The organism is Phascolarctobacterium faecium DSM 14760, from assembly GCF_003269275.1.
GTDB classification, from domain to species: domain Bacteria; phylum Bacillota; class Negativicutes; order Acidaminococcales; family Acidaminococcaceae; genus Phascolarctobacterium; species Phascolarctobacterium faecium.
Genome location: NZ_QLTS01000002.1, coordinates 35,759 through 57,270, shown reverse-complemented (window position 1 = coordinate 57,270; position 21,512 = coordinate 35,759). Strand labels below are relative to the sequence as shown.

Below are 21,512 nucleotides of genomic sequence, written 5' to 3'. Positions count from 1 at the left end.
GACAATGGCAGAAGCAAACAAAGAAAGAATTTTTGATGAATTTGTGGAATTGGTTTCTGTTCCCTGTCATACTCTGAAAGAAAGGCAGGTTTTTGAACTTCTGCAGCAGAAGCTGAAAGATCTGGGTTTTGTGACACAGGAAGATGATGCAGGTAAAGAATTAGGCGGCGAATGCGGCAATTTATGGGGATGGTTGCCGGGGAACAAAGTCGGAGCGAAACGTGTGCTGCTGACCGCGCATATGGATTGCGTGGAACCATGCGAAGGCATCAAGGTCGTTAAAAAAGATGGTAAGATCCTGTCAGATGGGACTACTATTTTAGGCAGTGATGATAAATCCGGTGTAGTGGCTATTCTGGAAGCAGTGCGGATGCTGCAGGAAACAAAGGCTGAACACGGTGATATCCAGGTTTTGTTCACGATTGCTGAAGAAGGCGGTGTTAACGGATCGCGCTGTATGGACAAGAGCCTGCTGCATGCCGATGTTGGCTATGCTCTGGATAGTGAGGGCCATCCGGGAGAAATCGTTACGGCTGCTCCTGGACAGGACAGGGTACATTTTAAAGTGCACGGTAAAACTGCCCACGGCGGACTTGCTCCTGAAAAAGGCATCAATGCGATTCTGGTTGCAGCTAAAGCTTTAGCCGGTGTTGAAAAATATGCCAGGATTGATGAAGAAACGACTTGTAATATCGGCGTTATCCATGGCGGGTTAGCTACTAATATTGTTCCTGATCTAGTAGAGATCCAAAGCGACGTTCGCAGCCGTAATCTGGATAAACTGGCTGCTCAGCGTGATTATCTGGTTAATACTGTCAATGCAGGTGTTGTTGCTAATGGCGGTAAGGTGGATGTGGAGATCATTCATAAGTATCAGCCTTTTGACCTTAGTCATGATTCTGACGTTGTGACGCTGGCACTGGAGTCCTGCAAGGCAAACGGTTTTACACCGGATGTTACGGTGACTGGCGGCGGCAGTGATGCAAACTTTATTAATGCTTATGGTGTGCCCTGTGTCATTTTAGGCACTGGTATGAGTGAAGTGCATACGGTCGATGAATTTATACTGGAAGAAGATCTTTATAACAGTGTGCTGATGGTTTACGGAATTCTGCAGGCTGCGGCAAAATAAAAAATAAAAATACCTGTTATCTAAACGTTGATTATGTTTAAATAACAGGTATTTTTTTATCCCAGCTGCACGCTGAGCTCGACACCGAAAACTTTGGCAAACCAACGGATATGCTGTTTGATCTGATGCATCTCGATGCTGGGTATACCTTCGGCATGTAATGTCAGTACAGCATGTTTTTTTTCGATACGTGGCTGAATGCCGCGTATCTGATTGGTTTGTGAATAATCAAGGCTTTCCGCAAGCGCCAGCAATAAAGATAATTTATTGATAGCCTGCCAGTGATTTTCGTTTAACAATTCTTTGTAGTTTCGATCCCGAAAATAATTTTTGGAGATGCCGTTATGCCAGCCGGCGATAGCGGAAGTTATCAGCTGTTCACGATGTGAAAGCCCAAAAATCTGAGCGTTTTGGATCATATACGCACTGTGCCGGGCGTGGCTGTAGAAGTTGATGGTGATACCGATATCATGCAGCAGAGCCGCTGTTTTCAGCAGCTTTCGATAATCCTTGTCCAGCTTATGTAAATCTTTCCAGGCGTCAAACATAGTCAGTGCAAGCTCGGTGATATGTTTGCTGTGCGTAGTGTCAGGGGTATAGAGAGTTAAAATATTCTGCGTACTGCGATCCAGGATATCGGGCGCGATCAGGGGCATATTTTCGGATTTGGAATAGTAATCGAAAAATAATCCTTCACGTAAACCGCAGCCGGAAATGATCATTTGTTTACAACCGGTTGTTTCCAGTAAACAATTAATGATACCGGCACCGGCTAAAATAATATCGGCACGTTCGCTGCTGAGGCCGGCTATTTTACGGCGCTGTTCTAAAGTTGTGCTGCGCAGCTGGCTGAAAATATCATGGAAAGCCTGTGCTGAAAATTTGTAGTTATGGATTTTTGAAGACGGGTATTTACTGCGCTTCTGCTGCATTTTGCCAAGGGTACGCGCCGTACCGCCGACGCCTATAAGCGGCAGTCTGTTTTGTTTGAGCCAGGGATGCTGTGAAAGACGGCTGAGCAGGAAAAAGCTCATATCGCTGTAAACATTAGGTGACATAGTACCGCGTGTATTGAACATATCGGTAGTGTTTACTGCGCCGAAGGGCAGAGAAACAGACTCAACGATCTGCCTGTTTTTAAAGAGGATCAATTCGGTACTGCCGCCGCCCAGGTCAAAGATAATACCATCTTTAACCGGCAGCGTATTGATAACGCCCAGATAACTGATGTAGGCCTCGGTATTACCTGTAATGATATGCAGGGTAATACCTGTTTCTGCTTCTACAAGACGCGTCAGTTCAGGGCCGTTTGGAGCTGAGCGGATAGCGGCTGTAGCCACGGCAATGGTTTTGTCGGCATTATAAAGCCGGCACATATAAGCGAAGCTTTTCATCGTTTCCAGGGTTGAAGCGAAAGCTTCTTCTGTTAAACGACCGGTTTTATCAAGCTTCTGACTGAGCCGCAATGCTTCTTTTTGATTATAAACCATGTTGTAAGCGCCATTTTTATAAATATGGCTGATTACAAGACGGGCTGAGTTAGAACCGATATCGATGATTGCGATACGCTGCATATTTTTCACTCCCAGTAAATAGAAAACGTTCCTCGATTAAAAAGATATATTTTATATATTACTCACAGATTAAAAAAATCCTGCGTAATTTAAGTGATTTTGTAAAATTTTACGTAAAAAATTGTAAAAAGTAACGTTTGTGCAAGGATTTAGAGGTCTGATGTCGAATTTAATATAAAATAGAGGAGGTTTGTTTGTGAAAAAGAAAAGCTATACAACCTTTGCCGCGATACATCTCGGATCAGAGATGATCAGCATGCAAATAGTTGAATACCGCAATATGAATAAGGTAAAAGTAATCGAACAATGTAACCACAGAGTCAAATTGGGCGAAGAAACTTTTAAAAATAAAATTATCCCTTTCAGTATGGTCAGCGAAATCTGTGAACTGCTGCAGGGCTACAAACGCCTGATGTCCGAATATGGTGTGGAAGAATGCAGTGTGCAGGCAACGACCGCTGTGCGTGAAGCGTTGAACCAGGTGTTTTTGCTGGATCAGATTTATATCAAAACTGGTTTGAAAGTAAAAGTTGTTGATATGCCACAGGAAATTTATACGAAGTATACGGCGATTAGGCAGACTTTGCGCAGTGAAGGCATTAACGGCAAAGATTATGGTATGCTGCTGATGGATATTTCTTCGGGTGGGTTGGGCATCACTTTTGTTGATGATGAAAAAATTAAATATCAGCAGAATTTTCATGTAGGCATCATCAGGATTAAAGAAAGTTTTAACCGTAATCAGCGTAATGGTATGCAGTTCAATCTGGCGCTGACAGAGTTTCTGGCTAGTACGATGGGGCCTGTGCGTGAAGCTCTGAAGGATGCCAATATCCGCTATTTGATCCTTTCCGGTACGGAAACCGAACTGCTTTTACAGATGTTGGGACTGGATACTCAGGCTAAGGTAACAAGGATTAAAGCCGAGGAGTTTATGGAACTTTTTAATAAGGTCCACAAACTAAATCTGCCGCAGATCATAAAGGTATTCAAGATAAAGGAAAGTGTGGCAGAATTAGTACTGCCGACGATTCTTTTATATGAACAGCTGCTGGCTTTAGTGCCGACAAAAGAGATAATTATTACCGCCGATCGTTTTATCGATGGTATTCAGCTGCTGCATATAGGACCGAAGACAGATAAAGAGTATGCTGCCGAGCTTGAAAAAGAGCAATTAAGCCTGATCCATAATATCGGCGAACATTATAATTATGACGTTAAGCACGCCAAACAGGTAGAACGGCTGGCGCTGGCAATGTTTGATAAATTAAGTAAAAGCCATGGTATGGATGAGCACTGCCGCACTTTAGTGCAGGCTACGGCGCTGCTGCATGATATCGGTAAATATATTTCGATGCGCAGTCATTCGCTTTATACCTATAAGCTTATTATGTCAACGGACATTTTAGGGTTCAGTGATAATGATAAAAAAATCGTGGCGCTGGCAAGCTATTACCATGCCAATCAGCTCTTTGAAAACAAGGCCGGCAGCCCGGAAATGGAAAAAGAACTGACGCCGTTAGTAGCGAAAATAGCTGCCTTAGTGCGTCTAGCTGATGCGATGGACCGCAGTTATCAGCAGAAAATCAAATTTTGCAAAGTCAGCATTAAAGATGGGACGATGTTAATTGAAGCTAAAAGCAAGGTCGATTTGACTTTGGAAGAATGGACTTTCGCTGGTAAAGCGACATTTTTTGAAGAAGTTTACGGCTTGAAAGCAATTTTAGAACGGGTGAGTGAATAGATGAAAAGCATAGATTTGAACAAACCTGAATATTTTTTTAACCGTGAATTGAGTTGGCTGAAATTTAATCTGCGCGTACTGAAGGAAGCTGCAGTCAAAACGACGCCGCTGCTGGAACGCTTGAAGTTTGTTGCGATTACCGCGTCTAATCTGGATGAATTTTTTATGGTGCGTGTGGCCGGACTATGGGATAAGTGGGAAGATGGAATCAATCAGCGCGATGCTTCCGGACTTACAGTCAAGGAACAATTGGATGAAATCAGCGCTTCTGCGCATGAACAGGTCAAGCTCCAGTATAAATATATGCTGTCGATTCTTAAAGAGCTGGAAAGTAATGGTATCAGGATCTGCCGTGTAAGTAAGATCAGTGAAAAAGGACGCGGCTGGCTGGATGAATATTACCGTGAGGTTGTTTATCCGGTTTTGACGCCTATGGCTGTTGATGCTTCCAGACCGTTTCCGTTTTTGGCGAATAAGACACTGAATTTGGCGGTAGAGATCATTAATCAGGACGAAGAGCAAAGCATGGGTTTGGTACAGGTCCCTTCAGTATTGCCGCGGCTCGTCGAGGTAGAGGGTGAAGGCAAGCGGACCTTTGTATTTTTGGAAGATATTATCATTGAAAATTGCCATGATCTTTTTAACGGCTGCCAAATTTTGGATGTAGTGCCGTTTAGACTTACGCGTGACTCTGATCTTGACGTTGATGAAGACGATATAGATAATTTGCTGAAGGAAGTAGAGAAATCTCTGCGTAAACGAAAACGCGGCGCAGCAGTGCGTTTGGAATTAAATAAAACAGCTAATCTGCGTATCAAAAAATTCCTCAGTAACAATCTTGATTTATCAGAACAGGAAATTTTTGAAATTAACGGACCGCTTGATGCGACCTGTTTCTTTAAATTTGCCAGTCTGTCTGGTATGTGGCCGTGGCTCTATGAGCCTTTTGTGCCGCAGCGTCCTTTAGAATTGCCGGATGACAGCGATTTATTTAGCGCTATCAGGAAAAAAGATATTTTACTGCACCATCCCTATGAAAGCTTTGATCCTGTTGTAAAGCTGGTTAGTGATGCCGCCTCAGACCCCAAGGTTCTGGCGATTAAGCAGACTTTATACCGTGTCAGCGGTAATTCACCTATCGTAGCCGCACTGGCGCGTGCTGCTGAGAATGGAAAGCAGGTCACGGTATTAGTAGAGCTTAAGGCACGGTTTGATGAAGAAAATAATATTATCTGGGCCAGACGTCTGGAACAAGCCGGATGCCATGTTATTTACGGACTTGTAGGACTGAAAACTCATGCTAAGATCATTCTTATCGTACGTAAGGAAGCCGATGGCATTAAACGTTATGTTCATCTTGGCACTGGCAATTATAACGACAATACAGCCAAGCTGTATACAGATATGGGACTTTTAACCGCTAACGATCAGTTCGGCAGCGACGCCTCGGCGTTTTTTAATCTGCTGTCAGGTTATTCGCAGCCGCCATTATGGAATAAACTGGTAATGGCGCCTTTAGGGCTGCGCGATAAAATTTATGAGCTTATTGATAATGAAATAGCGCAGGTCAAAGCTGGCAACAAGGGACACATCATTGTAAAAATGAATTCTTTGATCGATCAGCAGGTCATTCAAAAATTATATGAAGCTTCGATCGGAGGCGTACAGGTAGAATTGATTGTACGCGGTATTTGCGGATTGCGGGCAGGAGTGGAAGGTATCAGCGAAAACATCACTGTTCGCAGTATTGTAGGCAGGCAACTGGAGCATAGCCGCATCTTCTGGTTTGCTAACGGCGGAGAACAGCAGCTGTATCTGTCCAGTGCCGATTGGATGCCCAGAAATCTCAATGATCGTGTGGAACTGTTTTTCCCGGTCGAGAGCGAAGAGCATATTAAGCGTATCAAAGAGATTCTTGACTTGTATCTGCGGGATAATGTCGGTGCGCATATGATGCAGTCTAACGGGACCTACAGACGTGTCACCAATAAAGCAACGCCTGTAAGCGCTCAGAGCTCCTTATATGAGGAAGCGCTTTTGGCGGCCGCTGCTGATAAAATTCCGATGGAAGTAAGACTGCGGCCCATGTACAGCAAAGACAGTAAAGAGTAATTTAATCGCGTAAGTAATACTGCTTATTGTAGAATTTGCTGCGAGTTGCTATAATGTATGCAGAAGTTTTGAGGAGGAAAAAGAATGAGCAAATTTGCTGTAACCTTGAACTATCATGGCAATTATGGCTATGTTGAATATGATAGCGAAAATAAAAAAGCAGAAATTGTTTTAGGCGTTGCTGAAGCAAAAGCCAAAGTAGAAAAATTTTTAAATGAAAAGCTGACTTTGGATGTGCAGGAAGGCGATACGGTCCGGCAATTTGTTACTAAAACACTGGATCCGTTGGAAAACCTTGATAATTTTAAAATTTGCCTGACAAGACTTTGGTTCAATACGGACGTATTGGTGGAATGGAGTATGCCTCCGGGAATGACAGAAAATTTGTGATTGAACGCTTTCTCTATTTGTGTTATAGTAAAAGGGTTCTGAAAACAATAGAACATTTACGTCTTGGTAGCTCAGTAGGATAGAGCGATCGCCTCCTAAGCGATAGGTCGGGGGTTCGATTCCCTTCCAGGACACCAGTAAACACACGCGTTTGCCGATTTTGGCAGACGCGTTTTTTTGTTGGCCAAACTATTATTGGAAAAATGTGGATATGCGTTTTAGTACTAAGGATATGAAACTCATGAAATTTTATTTTAGTTCAGATTAATATGGAATAATTGACTTTCAAAGCAGTAGAGAAAAAATAACTGAATAATAATCAAAACAAAAAAGCCCTGCCTTATAAAGGCGGGACTTTTTTGTTTTTAGCTGTGAGGATATTTAACAATTGGTTTATTTACAATATAAAAAGCTGCCAAGGTTTGCTTGAGGCTTAAGCTACTGCTGTATTAGCGCACAGTTTATTTTTGTGTGGAAAATACTTTAGTAAATTAAGCAAAGTAAAAAAATAACTCAGATCAGTAAGACGTAAAAATGATTTGGAGATTATTTCTCCGTAGAAAATTATATGTTGGCGGCAAGCCCATGCAGGCGGGATTGTTACGATAGAAGTTCTGGCGTTTTACTCTAACTTTTTTAAAAAAACATATTAAAAAGTAAATGAAAATTTCTTGCTTGGATATTTTGTTTGTAACGGGTGTAAGATTTATCCGAAGCAAGAAACCGCATAAAGAAAAATGCTGCAAAGCTGGCTTTATGTATGATTTGCCGAAAGCCAAGATTCCCATCCGCTGCTGACGGCAAATAATCGAAAGGAGAGGTTTTATTATGAATCAAGACGACAACAGTAATAAAATAGGTGTCGTTGCTGCAACATTGATGGTTGCCGGTAATATGATGGGTTCCGGCGTATTTATGTTGCCTGCGAATTTGGCGGCAATAGGAGGCGTTGCAGTATTTGGCTGGATAGTTACCTGTATAGGTGCTATTGCTCTGGCACTTACATTTGCAAAGTTATCTTCTATTGATCCTGCTGCCGGCGGTCCTTACGCTTATACGCGTCAAGCCTTCGGCGATTATATGGGGTATCAGACAAACCTCATTTACTGGCTGGCAAATGTTATCGGTAACGTTGGTCTGGCAGTTGTAGGTATCGGTTATCTGATCAGTTTTTTCCCGGCTTTAAAAAATCCATTTGCTTTTGCTCTGGCGCAGATCTGCGTTATCTGGCTGTTTGCTTACGCTAATATGATCGGCCCTAAACTGGTCGGGCGTATTCAATCAGTAACCACTACTCTGGCATTGATTCCTATTATCGGTACCGCAATCTTAGGCTGGTTCTGGTTTGACGGCAAAACCTACATGGATGCATGGAACGTAACGGGTAAAAGCACTGTCAGTGCTATTGGTATGACATTGAACTTTACTTTGTGGGCTTTTATTGGCGTCGAGAGTGCTTCTGTATCTGCCGGCGTTGTTAAAAATCCTAAAAAGAATGTTCCAATTGCAACTATTGGTGGTGTAATTTTAGCCGCTGTCTGCTATGTTTTAAGTTCTTCTGTTATTATGGGCATGATTCCGAACCATGCACTTGCAAATTCATCGGCACCTTTTGCTGATGCCGCAAGACTGGCCTTCGGTGAAATCGCTGGTAACGGCGTAGCTATCTGTGCGGCTTTAGGCTGCCTGGGTTCGCTGGCAGGCTGGACGCTGCTGGTTGGACAAAGTGCTAAAGCTGCTGCTGATGACGGTTTGTTCGGTAATGTTTTTGCCCGTACCAACTCTAAAGGCGTGCCTTCTGCAGGCTTGGCTATTGTTGCTGGTATCATGACAATACAGGTTTTGGCAACCATGTCGCCTTCTGCCAGTCAGCAATTTGGTAAGATCGCATCAATAGCCGTTATCCTGACTTTACTGCCTTATATTTATTCCAGTATTTCTATCAAGGTTTTAGGTTATGGAAAGTTATCACCGAAAGATTACAATAAATCATGTATCATCGGTTTGATAGCAGCTGTCTACAGTATGGCTGCACTTGTAACATCCAATGGTAACCAGACACGGTGGTCACTGATCTTCGTTATCGCTACGATCGTATTCTTCTCCGGCGCTGTTACCAGAAAACATGAGCTGGAAGAGCTGCACGAAACTCCTGGCGGATTCTCGCCGAGATGGGTTCGTTACACTTCCCTGGCTATTACGATCCTTACCTTGGTCGGTACGTTCTGGTACTCTGTCGGTATCGATAAAAATATGGAACTCAAACATCGTACTAACATAACGACTACTACACAAGCTCCGGATAAGGTAGGTTCTACTACTACTCAATCTGTTAGCATAGATAACTAAAAAATTAATTAAGGAGTGAAAAAAATGATTATTTCCAAAACAAAAGGCAAAAGAATTTTGTTGGTACATGACCTTTGCGATCATAATACCCTGGATGAAAGTGCTCTCGATAAACTGAGTAATGTTTTAGGAGAACATGAAATTGAAGTGCTCACCGCTACAACAGCATTCGATGCCGAAATGATGATTGTCGCTGACCCGATGATCCAAGCAATACTTCTGGACTGGGATCTGGCAGAAGACAATACACATCAGGCTGCTAAAGATGTTTTAAACAAACTACGCAGCCGTGCCGAAAACGTACCTGTATTTTTATTTGCAGATCGTGCCGACGTTGCTGATATTCCTCTGGAAGTATTGAAAGAAACCAGTGACTTCATCTGGTTGTATGAAGATACTGCTAACTTTATTGCCGGCCGTATCGAAGCAGCGATTGATACTTATTTGAAAAATCTGCTGCCGCCGATGTTTAAGGCTTTGGCTAAATTCTCTCAGGTGCATGAATATTCCTGGCATACTCCGGGTCATACCGGTGGTACTGCTTTTATGAAAGCACCTGCAGGACGTGCTTATTTTGATTTCTTTGGCGAAAATCTGTTCCGCAGCGATTTATCGATCTCTGTCGGCGAGCTTGGTTCTTTGCTTGATCATTCCGGACCGATCGGTGCCAGTGAAAAATATGCCGCTAAAGTATTCGGCGCTCATCGTACCTATCATGTTACCAACGGTTCTTCTACCTCTAACAGAGTAATCTTTATGGCTTGCGTAACTCATAATCAGGTTGCATTGTGTGACCGTAACTGCCATAAATCCATAGAACAGGCGATGACCATGAGCGGCGCTATCCCTAACTATATGATGCCGCTGCGTAACTTCTACGGTATTATCGGCCCTATTCCGCCGCAAGCTTTGCAGGCTGAAGCAATCAAGAAAACTATTTCTGAAAACTCCTTGATTACTAAAGATATAGATTCTACTCCTGTACATGCAATCGTTACCAACTCCACCTATGATGGTTTGTGTTACAATGCCCGTCGTGTTGAAGAATTACTTGGACAAAGCGTTGACCGCATGCATTTTGACGAAGCATGGTATGGCTATGCCCGCTTCAATCCTATTTATAAAGACCGCTTTGCCATGTACGGCAATCCTGCCGACCACAAACCAACTGATATGACGGTTTTTGCAACTCAATCCACCCATAAATTACTGGCTGCTCTTTCTCAGGCTTCCTTCATTCATATCCGTGAAGGTAAAAAGAATGTCGATCACAGCCGTTTTAATGAATCCTTTATGATGCAGGCATCTACCTCCCCGAACTATCCGATTATTGCTTCTAACGATATCACAGCAGCAATGATGGATGGTAAAGGCGGTAAAGCTCTGACTGACGAATCGATCCATGAAGCAGTAGCCTTCCGTCAATTGATGGCAAAACTGAATGCAGACTTTGCCAATCAGGGCGAATGGTTCTTTAACTGCTGGCAGCCTGATTTTGTTAAAGACGCTGAAGGCAAGAAAATTGCTTTTCGTTTGGCCAATCCCGAATACCTGGCTACCGAACCGGAATGCTGGGTCCTGCATCCTAATGACGCATGGCACGGCTTCGGTGATATCGAAGACGGATACTGCATGTTAGACCCGATCAAAGTATCTATCACCACTCCGGGCATCGGCCCTGACGGGTTGGGTAAAATGGGCGTACCTGCTTCCATTTTGTCCGCTTATCTTACTGCCAATGGCATCATTCCTGAGAAGACAACTGACTTTACTGTTCTGATGCTGTTTTCTATCGGTATTACTAAAGGTAAATGGGGCACTTTGATCGATACCTTGATCAAATTTAAAGAAGACTATGACAACAACACTGCTTTGGAAGAAGTATTGCCTGATGTTGTTAAAGCAGCTCCGCAGCGTTATGCAGGTATGGGCCTGCGCGACTTGTGCGAGGAAATGTTTGCAGCAATGAAAGAGCTCAAAACGACAGAATTTATGTCCGAAGGTTTCGCTGTATTGCCGCATCCTGATATGAGCCCGGCGGCAGCTTATGAACAACTGGTGCTTGATAATGTTGAAAAAGTAGATCTTGACGGTGTTGCTGAGCGTACCTTAGCTACAGGTATTGTTCCTTATCCGCCTGGAATTCCGCTGATCATGCCTGGTGAAAATGCCGGTCCTGCCGATGGCCCTGCACTTGGTTATCTGAAAGCCTTAGAAGGCTTTGACAGACAATTCCCTGCTTTTGAACATGATTCCCATGGCGTAGAAGTAGAAAATGGTAAATATTACGTTACCGTTTTGAAAAAATAACGGTCAGCTACCGTTCATATAGATACCCTTTCCCCTTGATAACAGGCGTCATCAGTTTCGGTGGCGCCTGTTATTTTTATACCTTTTTAAAGGTGGTAATGTAAAATACAAAACCAGGTCTGAGAGTGAAGAAATAAATAAAGCTTGCGTTTTTACTGTGTATGGCTGACAATAAAAGCAGAGAACTTTTGGTAAAGGTTGTGAATTGTGATGAAGAATATAGATTTGACAGAGGTCTTGGCTGCTGCTAGAGGCGAAGTCCCAGCTGACATAGTGTTAAAAGGCGGTTGTATTTTCAATAGTTTTACAGGTGAATGGGAAATTGGCGATGTAGCTATAGTTGGAGAAACTATTGCCGGTATCGGCAGCTACAGCGGCAAAAAAGAAATTGATGTTACCGGTAAATATGTGACTCCCGGTTTGATGGACTCTCATCTTCATATTGAAAGTACAATGGTTGCTCCGCGTGAGCTGGCAAAAATTTTACTTTTGAATGGAGTAACGACGATTTTTGCCGATCCTCATGAAATTGCTAATGTCCTTGGAACAGCAGGGATTGAATTGATGCTTACAGAAACAGAGGCAATACCTTTAGACGTTTTCTTTATGTTGCCTTCTTGTGTGCCTGCTACTGAAATGGAGACCAGCGGGACCGTGCTTACGGCTGCAAAGCTGAAGCCGCTGGTCAGTCATCCAAGAGTGCTGGGATTGGGTGAGATGATGAATTATCCGGGGACGATCAATGCTGCGGCAGCAGTGCTTGATAAACTTGCGTTGGCTGGCTGCAGCCTGTATGACGGGCATGCTCCAGGTGTAAGCGGTAAAGCTCTCAATGCTTATCTGGCCGCAGGGATCAGTTCTGACCACGAAGCAACAACGGCGGATGAAGCAATGGAGAAACTGCGCCGAGGTGCTTATCTGATGCTGAGAGAGGCTTCTGGGGCCCATAATTTGTTAGCCTTACTGCCGGCAGTAACGCCGCTTAATTGCCGCCGCTGCTGTCTGGCAACAGATGACAGGCATTTAGATGAGCTTGTGAGTGAAGGCAGCATCAATTATTTGATTGAGATTGGTACAGCGCATGGTTATCCTGTTGAACAGTTATTACAGATGGCGACCTTGAATACAGCAGAAAGGTTTCGACTGTATGACAGAGGTGCATTAGCACCCGGTTATAAGGCGGATATCTGTGTTTTTAATAATCTGGTAAATTTTCAGCCACAGCTGGTCCTAAAAAACGGTGTCGTTATTGTAAATAAACAAAAACTGCTCTGGCAGTCACCGCCGCTGCTAAAAGCTCCTGAGAATACCATGCACTTGGAAGATGTGCGTGAACAGCAGCTGCGCTTGCCGGTAATGAATGGCAGAAAGGCCCGTGTTATCCGCATTGTTCCAGAGCAGATTTTGACTGAAACAGAATATGTGCAGCCTAAAGCAGAAGCTGGTTTCGTTGTGAGTGATACTGAGCGTGATATTCTAAAACTGGCAGTTTGGGAAAGACATGGTAGTAATGGGAATACAGGTGTAGGCCTGGTACGGGGCTTTGGTTTGCAGCGCGGTGCTTTGGCTTCGACTGTAGCGCATGATTCGCATAATCTGATTGTGGTCGGGGTTGACGATCAGGATATGCTGACGGCTGCAGTTGCTTTGCAGGAAGCAGGTGGTGGTCTGGCAGTGGTGGCAGATGGAGAAGTAAAAGCTATGCTGCCTCTGCCTCTTGCCGGTCTGATGAGTGATCAGAATACTGAATATGTGCAGCATAAGCTGCAGCAGCTGAACTTTTGGACTGCTGAACTGGGAGTGCCGGAAAATGTGAATGCTTTTAATTGCCTTTCATTTCTGGCGTTACCGGTTATTCCCAGTTTGAGGCTCAGCGATAAAGGCTTGGTCGATGTTGGTAAATTCGCAATTGTTGATCTATGGGAATAAAATATAAAAAAAACGCTCCTTAAAAAAGGAGCGTTTTTTATGTTTCAGGCTTGTACTTCAGTTTTAGGGGCATCTGTTGGTGGAGCTGCTTGCTTTTGGACCAGCGGTGTTTCAAAATAAACGCTGGTACTTGGGAATGCACAGCCAAGATTTTCTTCTTCTAACATTTTCATAATATCGATGTTGATTTGCTGGCGGACATCCATAAAACTGGCGTAAGCGCTGGCCTTAGTATAGCAGATTATTCTGATGTCCAGGCTGCTGCCACCGAAATCCTGAAAATTGACGGTGATGCCGTCGTCATAAACACCATCATGATGCATGAGATATTCGCGCAGGCGGCCGACAAATTTTTCCATTTGCTGATAGGTCGTGTCGTAGGTCAATCCCAACACAAAATCAAGCCGTCTTTTTTCACGTTTACTGAAATTGGTGATGGCCGTGTTGGAGAGCAGGGAGTTGGGGATATAGACAAGTTCCTGTGGAAAAGTACGCAGACAAGTGCTGCGGAAAGTGATTTTTTCTACAGTGCCTTCGATGCCGTTAGCCGAGATCCAGTCGCCGATCACAAAAGGTTTGTCAATGATGATGACCAGACTGCCGAATACGTTGGCCAGAGAATCTTTAGCGGCTAGGGCGACAGCCAGTGAGCCAATACTCAAACTGGCGATAAACCCGGTAATATCGTAATTCCATTCTTTGGCGATCATGACAAAACCCAAAATGATAAGCAGGATGCGTAAGGTTGTGGAAACCACATTGGATAGCGCCAGATCAAATTCAACGCCTGCTTTAAGGAGTACCTTCATGGCGATACCATGCGTAGTGTCGCTGAGGTTGTAAAGGCCCCAGATGAAACAGATGATGAAAAAGCTGCGCAGAAGCTGATCGATAGAAGGATGGTCAGCTATAAAGGTCAAAGGCGAGCAATTAAGCGCTGCATAAATAGCAAAAATAAATAGGAAAAAATGCACTGGCTTTTCAAAAGCGTTCAGCAGGTCTTCTCCGTATTCAAAGGATGTTTTGCTGTTAAAACGATGCAGTACACGCAGTAATACGGCTCTGTAAAAATAACGTAAAAATGTAAAAAAAACAAACGCCAGAAAAGGTCTGAGCCAGGGCTGCAGAAGAATAAAAAGAGCGTCCAGATCCATTGTAGTTACTCCTCTAAAAGATATTTGTAGATATTGTAACATTTGCGTAAACAAAAAACAATAATTCACATAAGAGTCATACAATTATCTAACTATTTATCATAAATATGTTATAATATATTTTAATCTTCGTTAAGGAGGACTTTGTGTGGAATTTTTAGTAGAGTGGGCATTCGGAGCCTTGATCGTGGTTGTAGGTCCGTTGCTGACGCTGCTCGACCTGCCGGGCAATACAATTATGTTAGCTGCAGGCATAGGTTATGCTTTTTTTGATGAAGCCAGATACTTTGATGGACGTCTTTTATCGGCGCTGGTGCTGGTTTATGCTTTTGGTGAGATTTGGGAATTTATCGTATCGTTTTTTGGAATTCGGCGGCATAAAGTATCGTGGGGTGCGGTATTTCTGATTGCTGTCGGTACTTTTATAGGCGCTGTCATCGGTACAGGCTTTTTCCCGGTGCTGGGCTCTGTTTTGGGCGGCGCAGTTGGTTCGTATATCGTTGCCTTCGGTTACGAGTTTATGCGTACCAGGAATAAGGAGAATGCGTTCGCGCTGGCCTGGAAGGCAGCACAGACACAGTTTGTTGCCATGCTTGGCAAAATTGTCGCATCGTTTGCGATGGCGCTGCTGCTTTTTAAGCAGATTTTTTTGAATAATTGAAACAGTACAATATTAAAGGAGGGTAAAAAATGGCATTTAAATTTTTACACAACAATTTTAATGTGCTTGACTTGGAAAAAAGCCTGAAATTTTATGAGGGCGCTTTGGGACTAAAAGAGGTCCGCCGTAAAGTAGCAGGTGACGGCAGTTTTATTTTGGTTTATTTAGGCGACGGACAGACTCCGCATCAGTTGGAATTGACCTGGCTGCGTGACCGTAAGGAACCGTATAATTTGGGCGAGAATGAGTTCCATCTTGCATTTGAAGCTGAAGACTATTCTGCTGCCCATAAAAAACATCAGGAAATGGGCTGTATCGTGTATGAAAATCCAGCGATGGGTATTTATTTTATTGCTGATCCTGATAATTATTGGCTGGAAATTATTCCCAAACATTAATTTTTAAAGAGAGGTGACAGTAATGACCGATCTGAAAAAAATGACTGTGGCTGCCAGCGGTAAACTGCGGCAGGTGGCCTATGATATATTGAATGAACAGACTAGACTGCTGTCATGGCAGCAGGGCGGCAAAGTGCCGCAGGAACAATTTGACAGCTGGCTTGCAGAAGCTGAAGGACTTTATTCTATTGGCAATATTAAGGTTGATGAAGCTTTCCTGGCCAAAGCACCGAAGCTGAAGGTAATTGCTCAGGCATCGGTTGGATATGATAATATTGATATCGCTGCCTGCAGCGCACACGGAATTGCAGTAGGTAATACGCCGGGCGTACTGGTGGATGCTGTTGCCGATCTTGCGTACGGGCTGATTTTAGATAGTGCCAGAAGTATTGCCCGTGGCTGGCGGCACGTTGAAAGCGGCAAATGGGGCGAACGGAAGGGCCTTGGCTTCGGCGTTGATCTGGCTGGAAAAACTCTGGGAATTGTCGGGTTGGGTGACATTGGCAGTGCCGTAGTGCCCAGGGCCCAGGCCAGTAAAATGAAGGTTATTTATCATAACAGGCACCGGCGTGCTGATGAAGCAGCGCTGGGCATCAGTTATGCTGGATTTGACGATTTGCTGCAAACGGCGGATTTTGTTTTGGTAACAGTTAATTTAACACCGGCAACGGCTGGAATGTTCAATGAAGAAGCTTTTGCTAAAATGAAACCAACGGCGCGTTTTATCAATATTTCCCGCGGCAGAGTCGTCGAGACGCAGGCACTTTATGAAGCTCTGCGAAGCGGGCAGATCGCTTATGCGGCGATTGATGTGGTTGAACCGGAACCATTGCCCGGTGATCATCCGCTGCTGACACTCTCCAATATTACGGTAACCCCGCACATTGCCGCATCAACGGTGGAAACACGTGATGCCATGGCGAAGCTGGCAGCTGCGAATATTTTGGCAGGTTTGGCGGGGTATCCCTTACCGGCGCAGGTGCAAATAAAAGACTGACAAGTAAAACAGACCAGAAGAAAGGAGGGGGAGCAGTGAAGAAAATGTTATGCCTGCAAGATGTATCAGGTGTGAGCGAAGTCGATTTGGCTGAACGCCTGCGTATCATTACCGGCTGGAAAGCCTGCAGAACTGAAGAATGTGAACGGCGGTTTGAGATCGACGGGGAAGAGGCAGTATTGAGATGCCGCGAAACGGAGTTGCAGCCGCCGGTAAAAAACAGTGAATTAAGGCTTATTGCGAAAGAAGGCATCGTAATCATGGCGGCGAAGCTGCTTCCTCTTCGCGAGATGACTGTTGTTTATACCAGTAAGGAGCTAACGAAGCTGAGTACGGTTGTCGAAAAACTTTGCTGCCGGATGTCGCTGATTATAGCCGAACCGGATCTGAAGCAGCGTTTGGCCCAGGAGAACGGAACCTATGATTTTAGGAAGCTGCCTGCCTATAAAAATGGCAGTCTGCAGGCGATGGCCGTTTGCCATCTTCCTTGGCAGATTTATGTGGTCAGTAAAGCCTGGCAGCAATTTCTGCAGCAGCCGGAAGAAAAGGTTTTTGTCAGACAGCTGCGGGTAAAATTGCGCCGGCTGCGTTCGACTTTGAGTTTTTTTAAACCGGTGCTGCAAAAAAACAGTACAGTTGCCTGGCAAAATACCCTGCGGCAGCAGGGTGAAATACTGTCACGGCTGCGTGAGCTGGATGTGGCTTTAATGACCTGTGAAAAAATAAAGTTGCAGGCAGCCGCTTCAGGCGGTAAGCTGACAGTACCAACTCAGGTGGAAGAGCTCCTGCAGAAGCTGCGTGTGGAGGAAACTGCAGCATGTCTGCAGAAGGCGGACCTTAGCATCATGACCAAAACGCTGGCGCAGTTTAGTATTTGGTTGCATGAGAGGCCACTGGCTTCAAATCTGGCTGATAAAAAAATCAGGAAATTTATCAGCAGACGTTTGAATGAGTGGAGTGAAAAACTGGAAACTATTGATAGAAAATATCCGGATTTTCATAATATGCTGGAACTGCACCAGATCAGGATTAAGATCAAACGTTTTCGTTATGCGCTGCAGACTTTGCCGGAAGTACCGCGCGACAGTAATCTGCTGCGGCGGTTGAAAAGACTGCAGGATATGCTGGGCTTTTTACATGATGATTTTATCAACGCTAAGTTAGTGCAGTGTTTTCTCGAGGATGCTGGTAATGTGCAGCTGCGCTATGAGGCAGGGCTGTTTGCCGGATGGGAACGCGCTAAAGCAGAGGCGGCGGTAGAAATGCTGCCCCAGTTGTGGGAAGATTTCTGCGGCGCGTTGAACGCCTGGCGTAAAGCAAACTTGTAGACAGGAGCGCTGTATGAAAGAGTGGGAAGATTTTTTAAAAGGTTATGGCTTTGTGCCCTGGTCAGCTGGCGGGATGCAGGGATGGTATCGTCAGACTGCATTTGTCAAGGATTGTCTGGCAGGTGAAATTGCCCGCTATTATGCGGATGATTATATAGTGATCCGTCATGAAGGCGATAGATCAGTAAATTGGCTGCGGGAACATTGGCAGAGCAGGGAAGACGTTATGACGCACAGGTTTCTGCTGTTGGACTGCCATGAGACCAGATTGACAAAAAAAGTTTTTTGGCTTGGTATACGCGGCTGGTTGGAAATATTGCAGTATAAGGAGGGGGATGCGGAAAAGCGTTTTGATGATTTGATCTATTTAGCGCAGCAACGGCGCTGCGGCAGAATAATTCTGCAATAAGTTCGTGAAGGGGATATTTTATGTTACTGACCATTTTTGTAATTACGATTCTTTGTTTTGCTGTCGCTTACAAATTTTATGGCGGCTTTCAAAGCCGTTTTTACGATTTAGACCCAAATCGTAAAACTCCGGCTACTGAATTACAGGACGATATTGATTATTGCCCTGCTCATCCGGCGGTTTTGATGGGGCATCATTTTGCCTCGATTGCTGGTGCCGGACCTGTTGTAGGTCCCATTGCGGCAGCGGCAGCACTTGGCTGGCTGCCAACATTACTTTGGATTATTATCGGTTGTATTTTTTTTGGTGGTGTACACGACATGGGTGCTTTGGTTGCGTCTATTCGTCATAAAGGTATGTCGATCGGCGAAGTTGTCCGTCAATGGATCGGTGCCCGCGGCCACAAGTTATTTCTTGCTTTTACCTGGCTCAGTTTAACACTGGTAATTGCTGTATTTTTGGAATTAGCAGCACAGACCTTTGCTGCTGACCCCGCTGTCGCTTTCACAGCGACCCTGTATATTTTTCTGGCGATGGTTTTTGGTGTCGCTATTTATCACTATGGTATATCTTTAAAAGTCAGTACGATTATTATGCTGCCGATTTTATTCGGTTCGCTGATATTTGGTATAGAAAGCTCCTGGGTGCAGTCAACCTTTGCTCTGAGCCTTGATACCTGGCGTATGGCTTTGATCGTGTATATCTTTGCCGCTTCAGTATTGCCTGTTTGGCTGCTTCTGCAGCCTCGCGATTATCTGGCCTCGTATATGTTATATTTTTCCGTGTTTATCGGCGGTGTGGGCATGATTTTTGGCGGTGCCAGCTATGAAGTAAAATTACCTGCATTTAAGGGGTTTGTTACTGCTTCCGGAGACTGGCTCTGGCCTCTGCTTTTTATTACAGTAGCCTGCGGTGCTATTTCAGGCTTCCATTCTCTGGTTGCTTCCGGCACTACGTCCAAACAGCTGAAGCGCGAAACTGATGCTGTTCCTGTTGGTTATGGTGCTATGCTGCTGGAAGGTGTTGTTGGCGTTATTGCGTTGGGTACGATTATGATGAGCGGCGAAATGCTGCAAGGCGGTCCGACTGTTGTGTATGGCAACGGCTTAGGCCAGTTTGCTTCGCTGCTGGGTATTTCTCCGCGCGTTGGTACTGCACTTGGCTTACTGGCTCTCAACTCCTTTATTCTTACCTCGCTTGATACGGCTACCCGTTTGGCGCGTTATCAGCTGCAGGAATTTACAGGCATGAGCTTGAACAAATATCTTGCTACAGCTATCAGTGTTGGTGTGGCCTTAGCTCTTATTTTTGTTAAGACCGGTAAAGTTGCTGCATGGCAGATGATCTGGCCTGTTTTCGGCGCTACTAACCAGCTGGTTGCTGCGATTGCGCTTTTGGCAATGGGTGTTTGGGTAATTCGTTCTCTGAAAAAAAGCGCCGGATTCATTATGTACCCGATGGCTTTTATGCTGGTAACTACTATTGTGGCTTTGGTACAGATGATTGCCGCTAATTTGAATAACTATATCGTATCAGGAATTTCTACTGTTTTGCTGATACTGACTGTTTTACTGCTCAAAGAAGCATATGCGGCGCTGAAGGCCGCTAAAGCAGAATAGAAAGGACGGTGACTTATGACAAAAATACCATATAAAATCAATTTATCCGAAGATGAGCTGCCGAAATATTGGCAGAATATTCGCCCTTATATGCAGGAGGCTCCGGACCCGTTTATCAATCCGGTGACCTTTAAGCCTTGTACTGCTGATGATCTGCGCCCTGTTTTCTGTGACGAGCTGATTGAGCAGGAGCTGGATAATACCAATAAATTTATTGAAATTCCGGAAGAAATCCGTGATTTTTATAAAATGTATCGTCCATCACCATTGACCAGAGCCTATAATTTGGAAAAAGCGTTGGGTACGCCGGCAGAAATTTACTACAAATTCGAAGGCACTAATACTTCCGGTTCGCATAAACTCAATTCTGCTGTTGCTCAGGTTTATTATGCGAAGCAGCAAGGGCTGACTCACCTGACTACGGAAACAGGTGCCGGACAATGGGGGACTGCTCTTTCGATGGCCTGCGGTTATTTTGGCATTGATCTTTCCGTATATATGGTTAAGGTTTCAGCCGAGCAAAAACCTTATCGTAAGGCCGTTATGGAAACTTATGGTGCCAGAGTTATTCCTTCACCTTCGGATACTACTGAAGTAGGACGCAGGATTTTGGCAGAAAACCCCGGTACAGGCGGGTCCTTGGGCTGTGCTATCTCAGAAGCAATGGAAGTATCGATGAAAACAGATAACTGCCGCTATGTATTAGGCAGTGTACTTAATCATGTAGTGCTGCACCAAAGTATTATCGGCCTGGAAACTAAGCTCGGACTTGATAAATACGGTGTTCAGCCGGATATAGTCATCGGCTGTGCCGGTGGCGGTTCGAACCTTGGCGGGTTGATTACGCCGTTTATGGCAGATAAGCTTGAAGGAAAAAATAATATTCATTTTATTGCCGTTGAACCGGCTTCCTGCCCTTCCTTGACCCGCGGCAGATATGCTTTTGATTTCGGTGATACCGGACAAACTACACCGCTGATGCGGATGTATACTTTAGGCAGTGGATTTATGCCTTCACCTAACCATTCCGGTGGACTCCGTTATCATGGTATGTCGCCGATCGTCTCTAAACTTTATCATGATGGGATGATGGAAGCGCGCAGCGTGGAACAGACAAAAGTGTTTGAAGCAGCTACGATGTTCTGCCGCTGTGAAGGTACATTGCCTGCTCCTGAAAGTTCACATGCTATTCGTGTAGCGATGGACGAAGCAATTAAATGTCGTGAGACCGGCGAGAAAAAAGTTATTATTTTTGGTTTGACCGGTACTGGCTATTTTGATTTAGCCGCTTATCAGGCTTATAATCAGGGAACTATGGTAGATTATGTTCCTACTGATGAAGATTTGAAAAAAGGCTTTGCTACGCTGCCAAAAGTAGAATATTAAAATTAAACTCCTGCCGCATA

At 44.5% G+C, this 21,512-nt stretch carries 16 protein-coding genes and 1 tRNA gene; 15 read left to right on the top strand and 2 right to left on the bottom strand.

Translation table 11 applies throughout. The features are described from left to right. The first annotated feature begins 4 nt into the window (after positions 1-4). Positions 5-1,132, top strand: coding sequence for a M20/M25/M40 family metallo-hydrolase (locus C8D73_RS04110; protein WP_021718058.1), 1,128 nt, complete (start codon positions 5-7; stop codon positions 1,130-1,132). A gap of 56 nt (positions 1,133-1,188) precedes the next feature. On the opposite strand, the gene ppx is transcribed toward C8D73_RS04110, so the two are convergent. Beyond that, the gene (ppx, locus tag C8D73_RS04105; protein ID WP_021718057.1) at positions 1,189-2,706 is read right to left on the bottom strand and encodes an exopolyphosphatase; all 1,518 of its coding nucleotides are present in this window, start codon (positions 2,704-2,706) and stop codon (positions 1,189-1,191) included. Between the two features lie 196 nt (positions 2,707-2,902). On the opposite strand from ppx, the gene C8D73_RS04100 reads away from it, so the two are divergent. From C8D73_RS04100 to ade, 7 genes are all read left to right on the top strand, one after another. After that, the gene (locus C8D73_RS04100) at positions 2,903-4,450 is read left to right on the top strand and encodes a Ppx/GppA phosphatase family protein (protein WP_021718056.1); all 1,548 of its coding nucleotides are present in this window, start codon (positions 2,903-2,905) and stop codon (positions 4,448-4,450) included. Then, positions 4,451-6,562 carry an RNA degradosome polyphosphate kinase gene (locus C8D73_RS04095; RefSeq protein ID WP_113077405.1) on the top strand — a complete coding sequence of 704 codons (2,112 nt, stop codon included), beginning with the start codon at positions 4,451-4,453 and terminating at the stop codon, positions 6,560-6,562. It abuts the gene before it with no gap. A gap of 84 nt (positions 6,563-6,646) precedes the next feature. Then, a complete protein-coding gene (locus tag C8D73_RS04090) occupies positions 6,647-6,952 on the top strand; it encodes a hypothetical protein (protein ID WP_021718054.1) in 306 nt (101 codons plus the stop codon). Positions 6,953-7,012: 60 nt separating this feature from the next. Further along, positions 7,013-7,089: transfer RNA gene (locus C8D73_RS04085), tRNA-Arg, on the top strand. Between the two features lie 691 nt (positions 7,090-7,780). Beyond that, a complete protein-coding gene (gene adiC / locus C8D73_RS04080) occupies positions 7,781-9,301 on the top strand; it encodes an arginine/agmatine antiporter (protein WP_021718053.1) in 1,521 nt (506 codons plus the stop codon). Between the two features lie 24 nt (positions 9,302-9,325). Then, complete coding sequence (locus C8D73_RS04075) at positions 9,326-11,611, top strand: Orn/Lys/Arg family decarboxylase (RefSeq protein ID WP_113077404.1); 2,286 nt, start codon at positions 9,326-9,328, stop codon at positions 11,609-11,611. 210 nt (positions 11,612-11,821) lie between these two features. Beyond that, positions 11,822-13,540 carry an adenine deaminase gene (gene ade, locus C8D73_RS04070; protein WP_113077403.1) on the top strand — a complete coding sequence of 573 codons (1,719 nt, stop codon included), beginning with the start codon at positions 11,822-11,824 and terminating at the stop codon, positions 13,538-13,540. A 44-nt stretch (positions 13,541-13,584) separates the two neighbouring features. Here ade and C8D73_RS04065 read toward each other — a convergent pair whose 3' ends face one another. Next, entirely contained in the window at positions 13,585-14,694 is a 1,110-nt protein-coding gene (locus C8D73_RS04065; protein WP_167456989.1) for a mechanosensitive ion channel family protein, read from the bottom strand. Positions 14,695-14,842: 148 nt separating this feature from the next. Between C8D73_RS04065 and C8D73_RS04060 the strand changes: the two genes are divergently transcribed. From C8D73_RS04060 to C8D73_RS04030, 7 genes are read left to right on the top strand one after another with little or no spacing between them, the layout of a single operon-like run. Next, positions 14,843-15,355: a DUF456 domain-containing protein gene (locus C8D73_RS04060; RefSeq protein ID WP_021718049.1), complete on the top strand. Its 513-nt coding sequence runs from the start codon at positions 14,843-14,845 to the stop codon at positions 15,353-15,355. A gap of 29 nt (positions 15,356-15,384) precedes the next feature. Further along, positions 15,385-15,753, top strand: a complete 369-nt coding sequence (locus C8D73_RS04055) for a VOC family protein (protein ID WP_113077401.1) — start codon at positions 15,385-15,387, stop codon at positions 15,751-15,753. A 22-nt stretch (positions 15,754-15,775) separates the two neighbouring features. Further along, positions 15,776-16,750 (top strand): 2-hydroxyacid dehydrogenase, encoded by a 975-nt coding sequence (locus C8D73_RS04050; RefSeq protein WP_021718047.1) that lies wholly within the window; start codon positions 15,776-15,778, stop codon positions 16,748-16,750. A 44-nt stretch (positions 16,751-16,794) separates the two neighbouring features. Continuing rightward, positions 16,795-18,078, top strand: a complete 1,284-nt coding sequence (locus tag C8D73_RS04045) for a CHAD domain-containing protein (RefSeq protein WP_231997989.1) — start codon at positions 16,795-16,797, stop codon at positions 18,076-18,078. Between the two features lie 13 nt (positions 18,079-18,091). After that, positions 18,092-18,487, top strand: a complete 396-nt coding sequence (locus C8D73_RS04040; protein WP_021718045.1) for a hypothetical protein — start codon at positions 18,092-18,094, stop codon at positions 18,485-18,487. A gap of 20 nt (positions 18,488-18,507) precedes the next feature. Then, on the top strand, positions 18,508-20,106 hold the full coding sequence (locus C8D73_RS04035; protein ID WP_113077400.1) for a carbon starvation CstA family protein: 1,599 nt from the start codon (positions 18,508-18,510) through the stop codon (positions 20,104-20,106). Positions 20,107-20,121: 15 nt separating this feature from the next. After that, positions 20,122-21,492, top strand: coding sequence for a TrpB-like pyridoxal phosphate-dependent enzyme (locus tag C8D73_RS04030; RefSeq protein ID WP_113077399.1), 1,371 nt, complete (start codon positions 20,122-20,124; stop codon positions 21,490-21,492). The last annotated feature ends 20 nt before the right edge of the window (positions 21,493-21,512 follow it).

Excerpts from the sequence above, each read along its gene's own strand:
- adiC (WP_021718053.1), top strand. The coding sequence starts at position 7,781 with ATGAATCAAGACGACAACAGTAATAAAATAGGTGTCGTTGCTGCAACA.
- ade (WP_113077403.1), top strand. The coding sequence starts at position 11,822 with ATGAAGAATATAGATTTGACAGAGGTCTTGGCTGCTGCTAGAGGCGAA.
- C8D73_RS04055 (WP_113077401.1), top strand. The coding sequence starts at position 15,385 with ATGGCATTTAAATTTTTACACAACAATTTTAATGTGCTTGACTTGGAA.
- ppx (WP_021718057.1), bottom strand. The coding sequence starts at position 2,706 with ATGCAGCGTATCGCAATCATCGATATCGGTTCTAACTCAGCCCGTCTT.
- C8D73_RS04065 (WP_167456989.1), bottom strand. The coding sequence starts at position 14,694 with ATGGATCTGGACGCTCTTTTTATTCTTCTGCAGCCCTGGCTCAGACCT.
- C8D73_RS04050 (WP_021718047.1), top strand. The coding sequence starts at position 15,776 with ATGACCGATCTGAAAAAAATGACTGTGGCTGCCAGCGGTAAACTGCGG.
- C8D73_RS04035 (WP_113077400.1), top strand. The coding sequence starts at position 18,508 with ATGTTACTGACCATTTTTGTAATTACGATTCTTTGTTTTGCTGTCGCT.
- C8D73_RS04075 (WP_113077404.1), top strand. The coding sequence starts at position 9,326 with ATGATTATTTCCAAAACAAAAGGCAAAAGAATTTTGTTGGTACATGAC.
- C8D73_RS04045 (WP_231997989.1), top strand. The coding sequence starts at position 16,795 with ATGTTATGCCTGCAAGATGTATCAGGTGTGAGCGAAGTCGATTTGGCT.
- C8D73_RS04040 (WP_021718045.1), top strand. The coding sequence starts at position 18,092 with ATGAAAGAGTGGGAAGATTTTTTAAAAGGTTATGGCTTTGTGCCCTGG.
- C8D73_RS04110 (WP_021718058.1), top strand. The coding sequence starts at position 5 with ATGGCAGAAGCAAACAAAGAAAGAATTTTTGATGAATTTGTGGAATTG.
- C8D73_RS04095 (WP_113077405.1), top strand. The coding sequence starts at position 4,451 with ATGAAAAGCATAGATTTGAACAAACCTGAATATTTTTTTAACCGTGAA.
- C8D73_RS04030 (WP_113077399.1), top strand. The coding sequence starts at position 20,122 with ATGACAAAAATACCATATAAAATCAATTTATCCGAAGATGAGCTGCCG.
- C8D73_RS04090 (WP_021718054.1), top strand. The coding sequence starts at position 6,647 with ATGAGCAAATTTGCTGTAACCTTGAACTATCATGGCAATTATGGCTAT.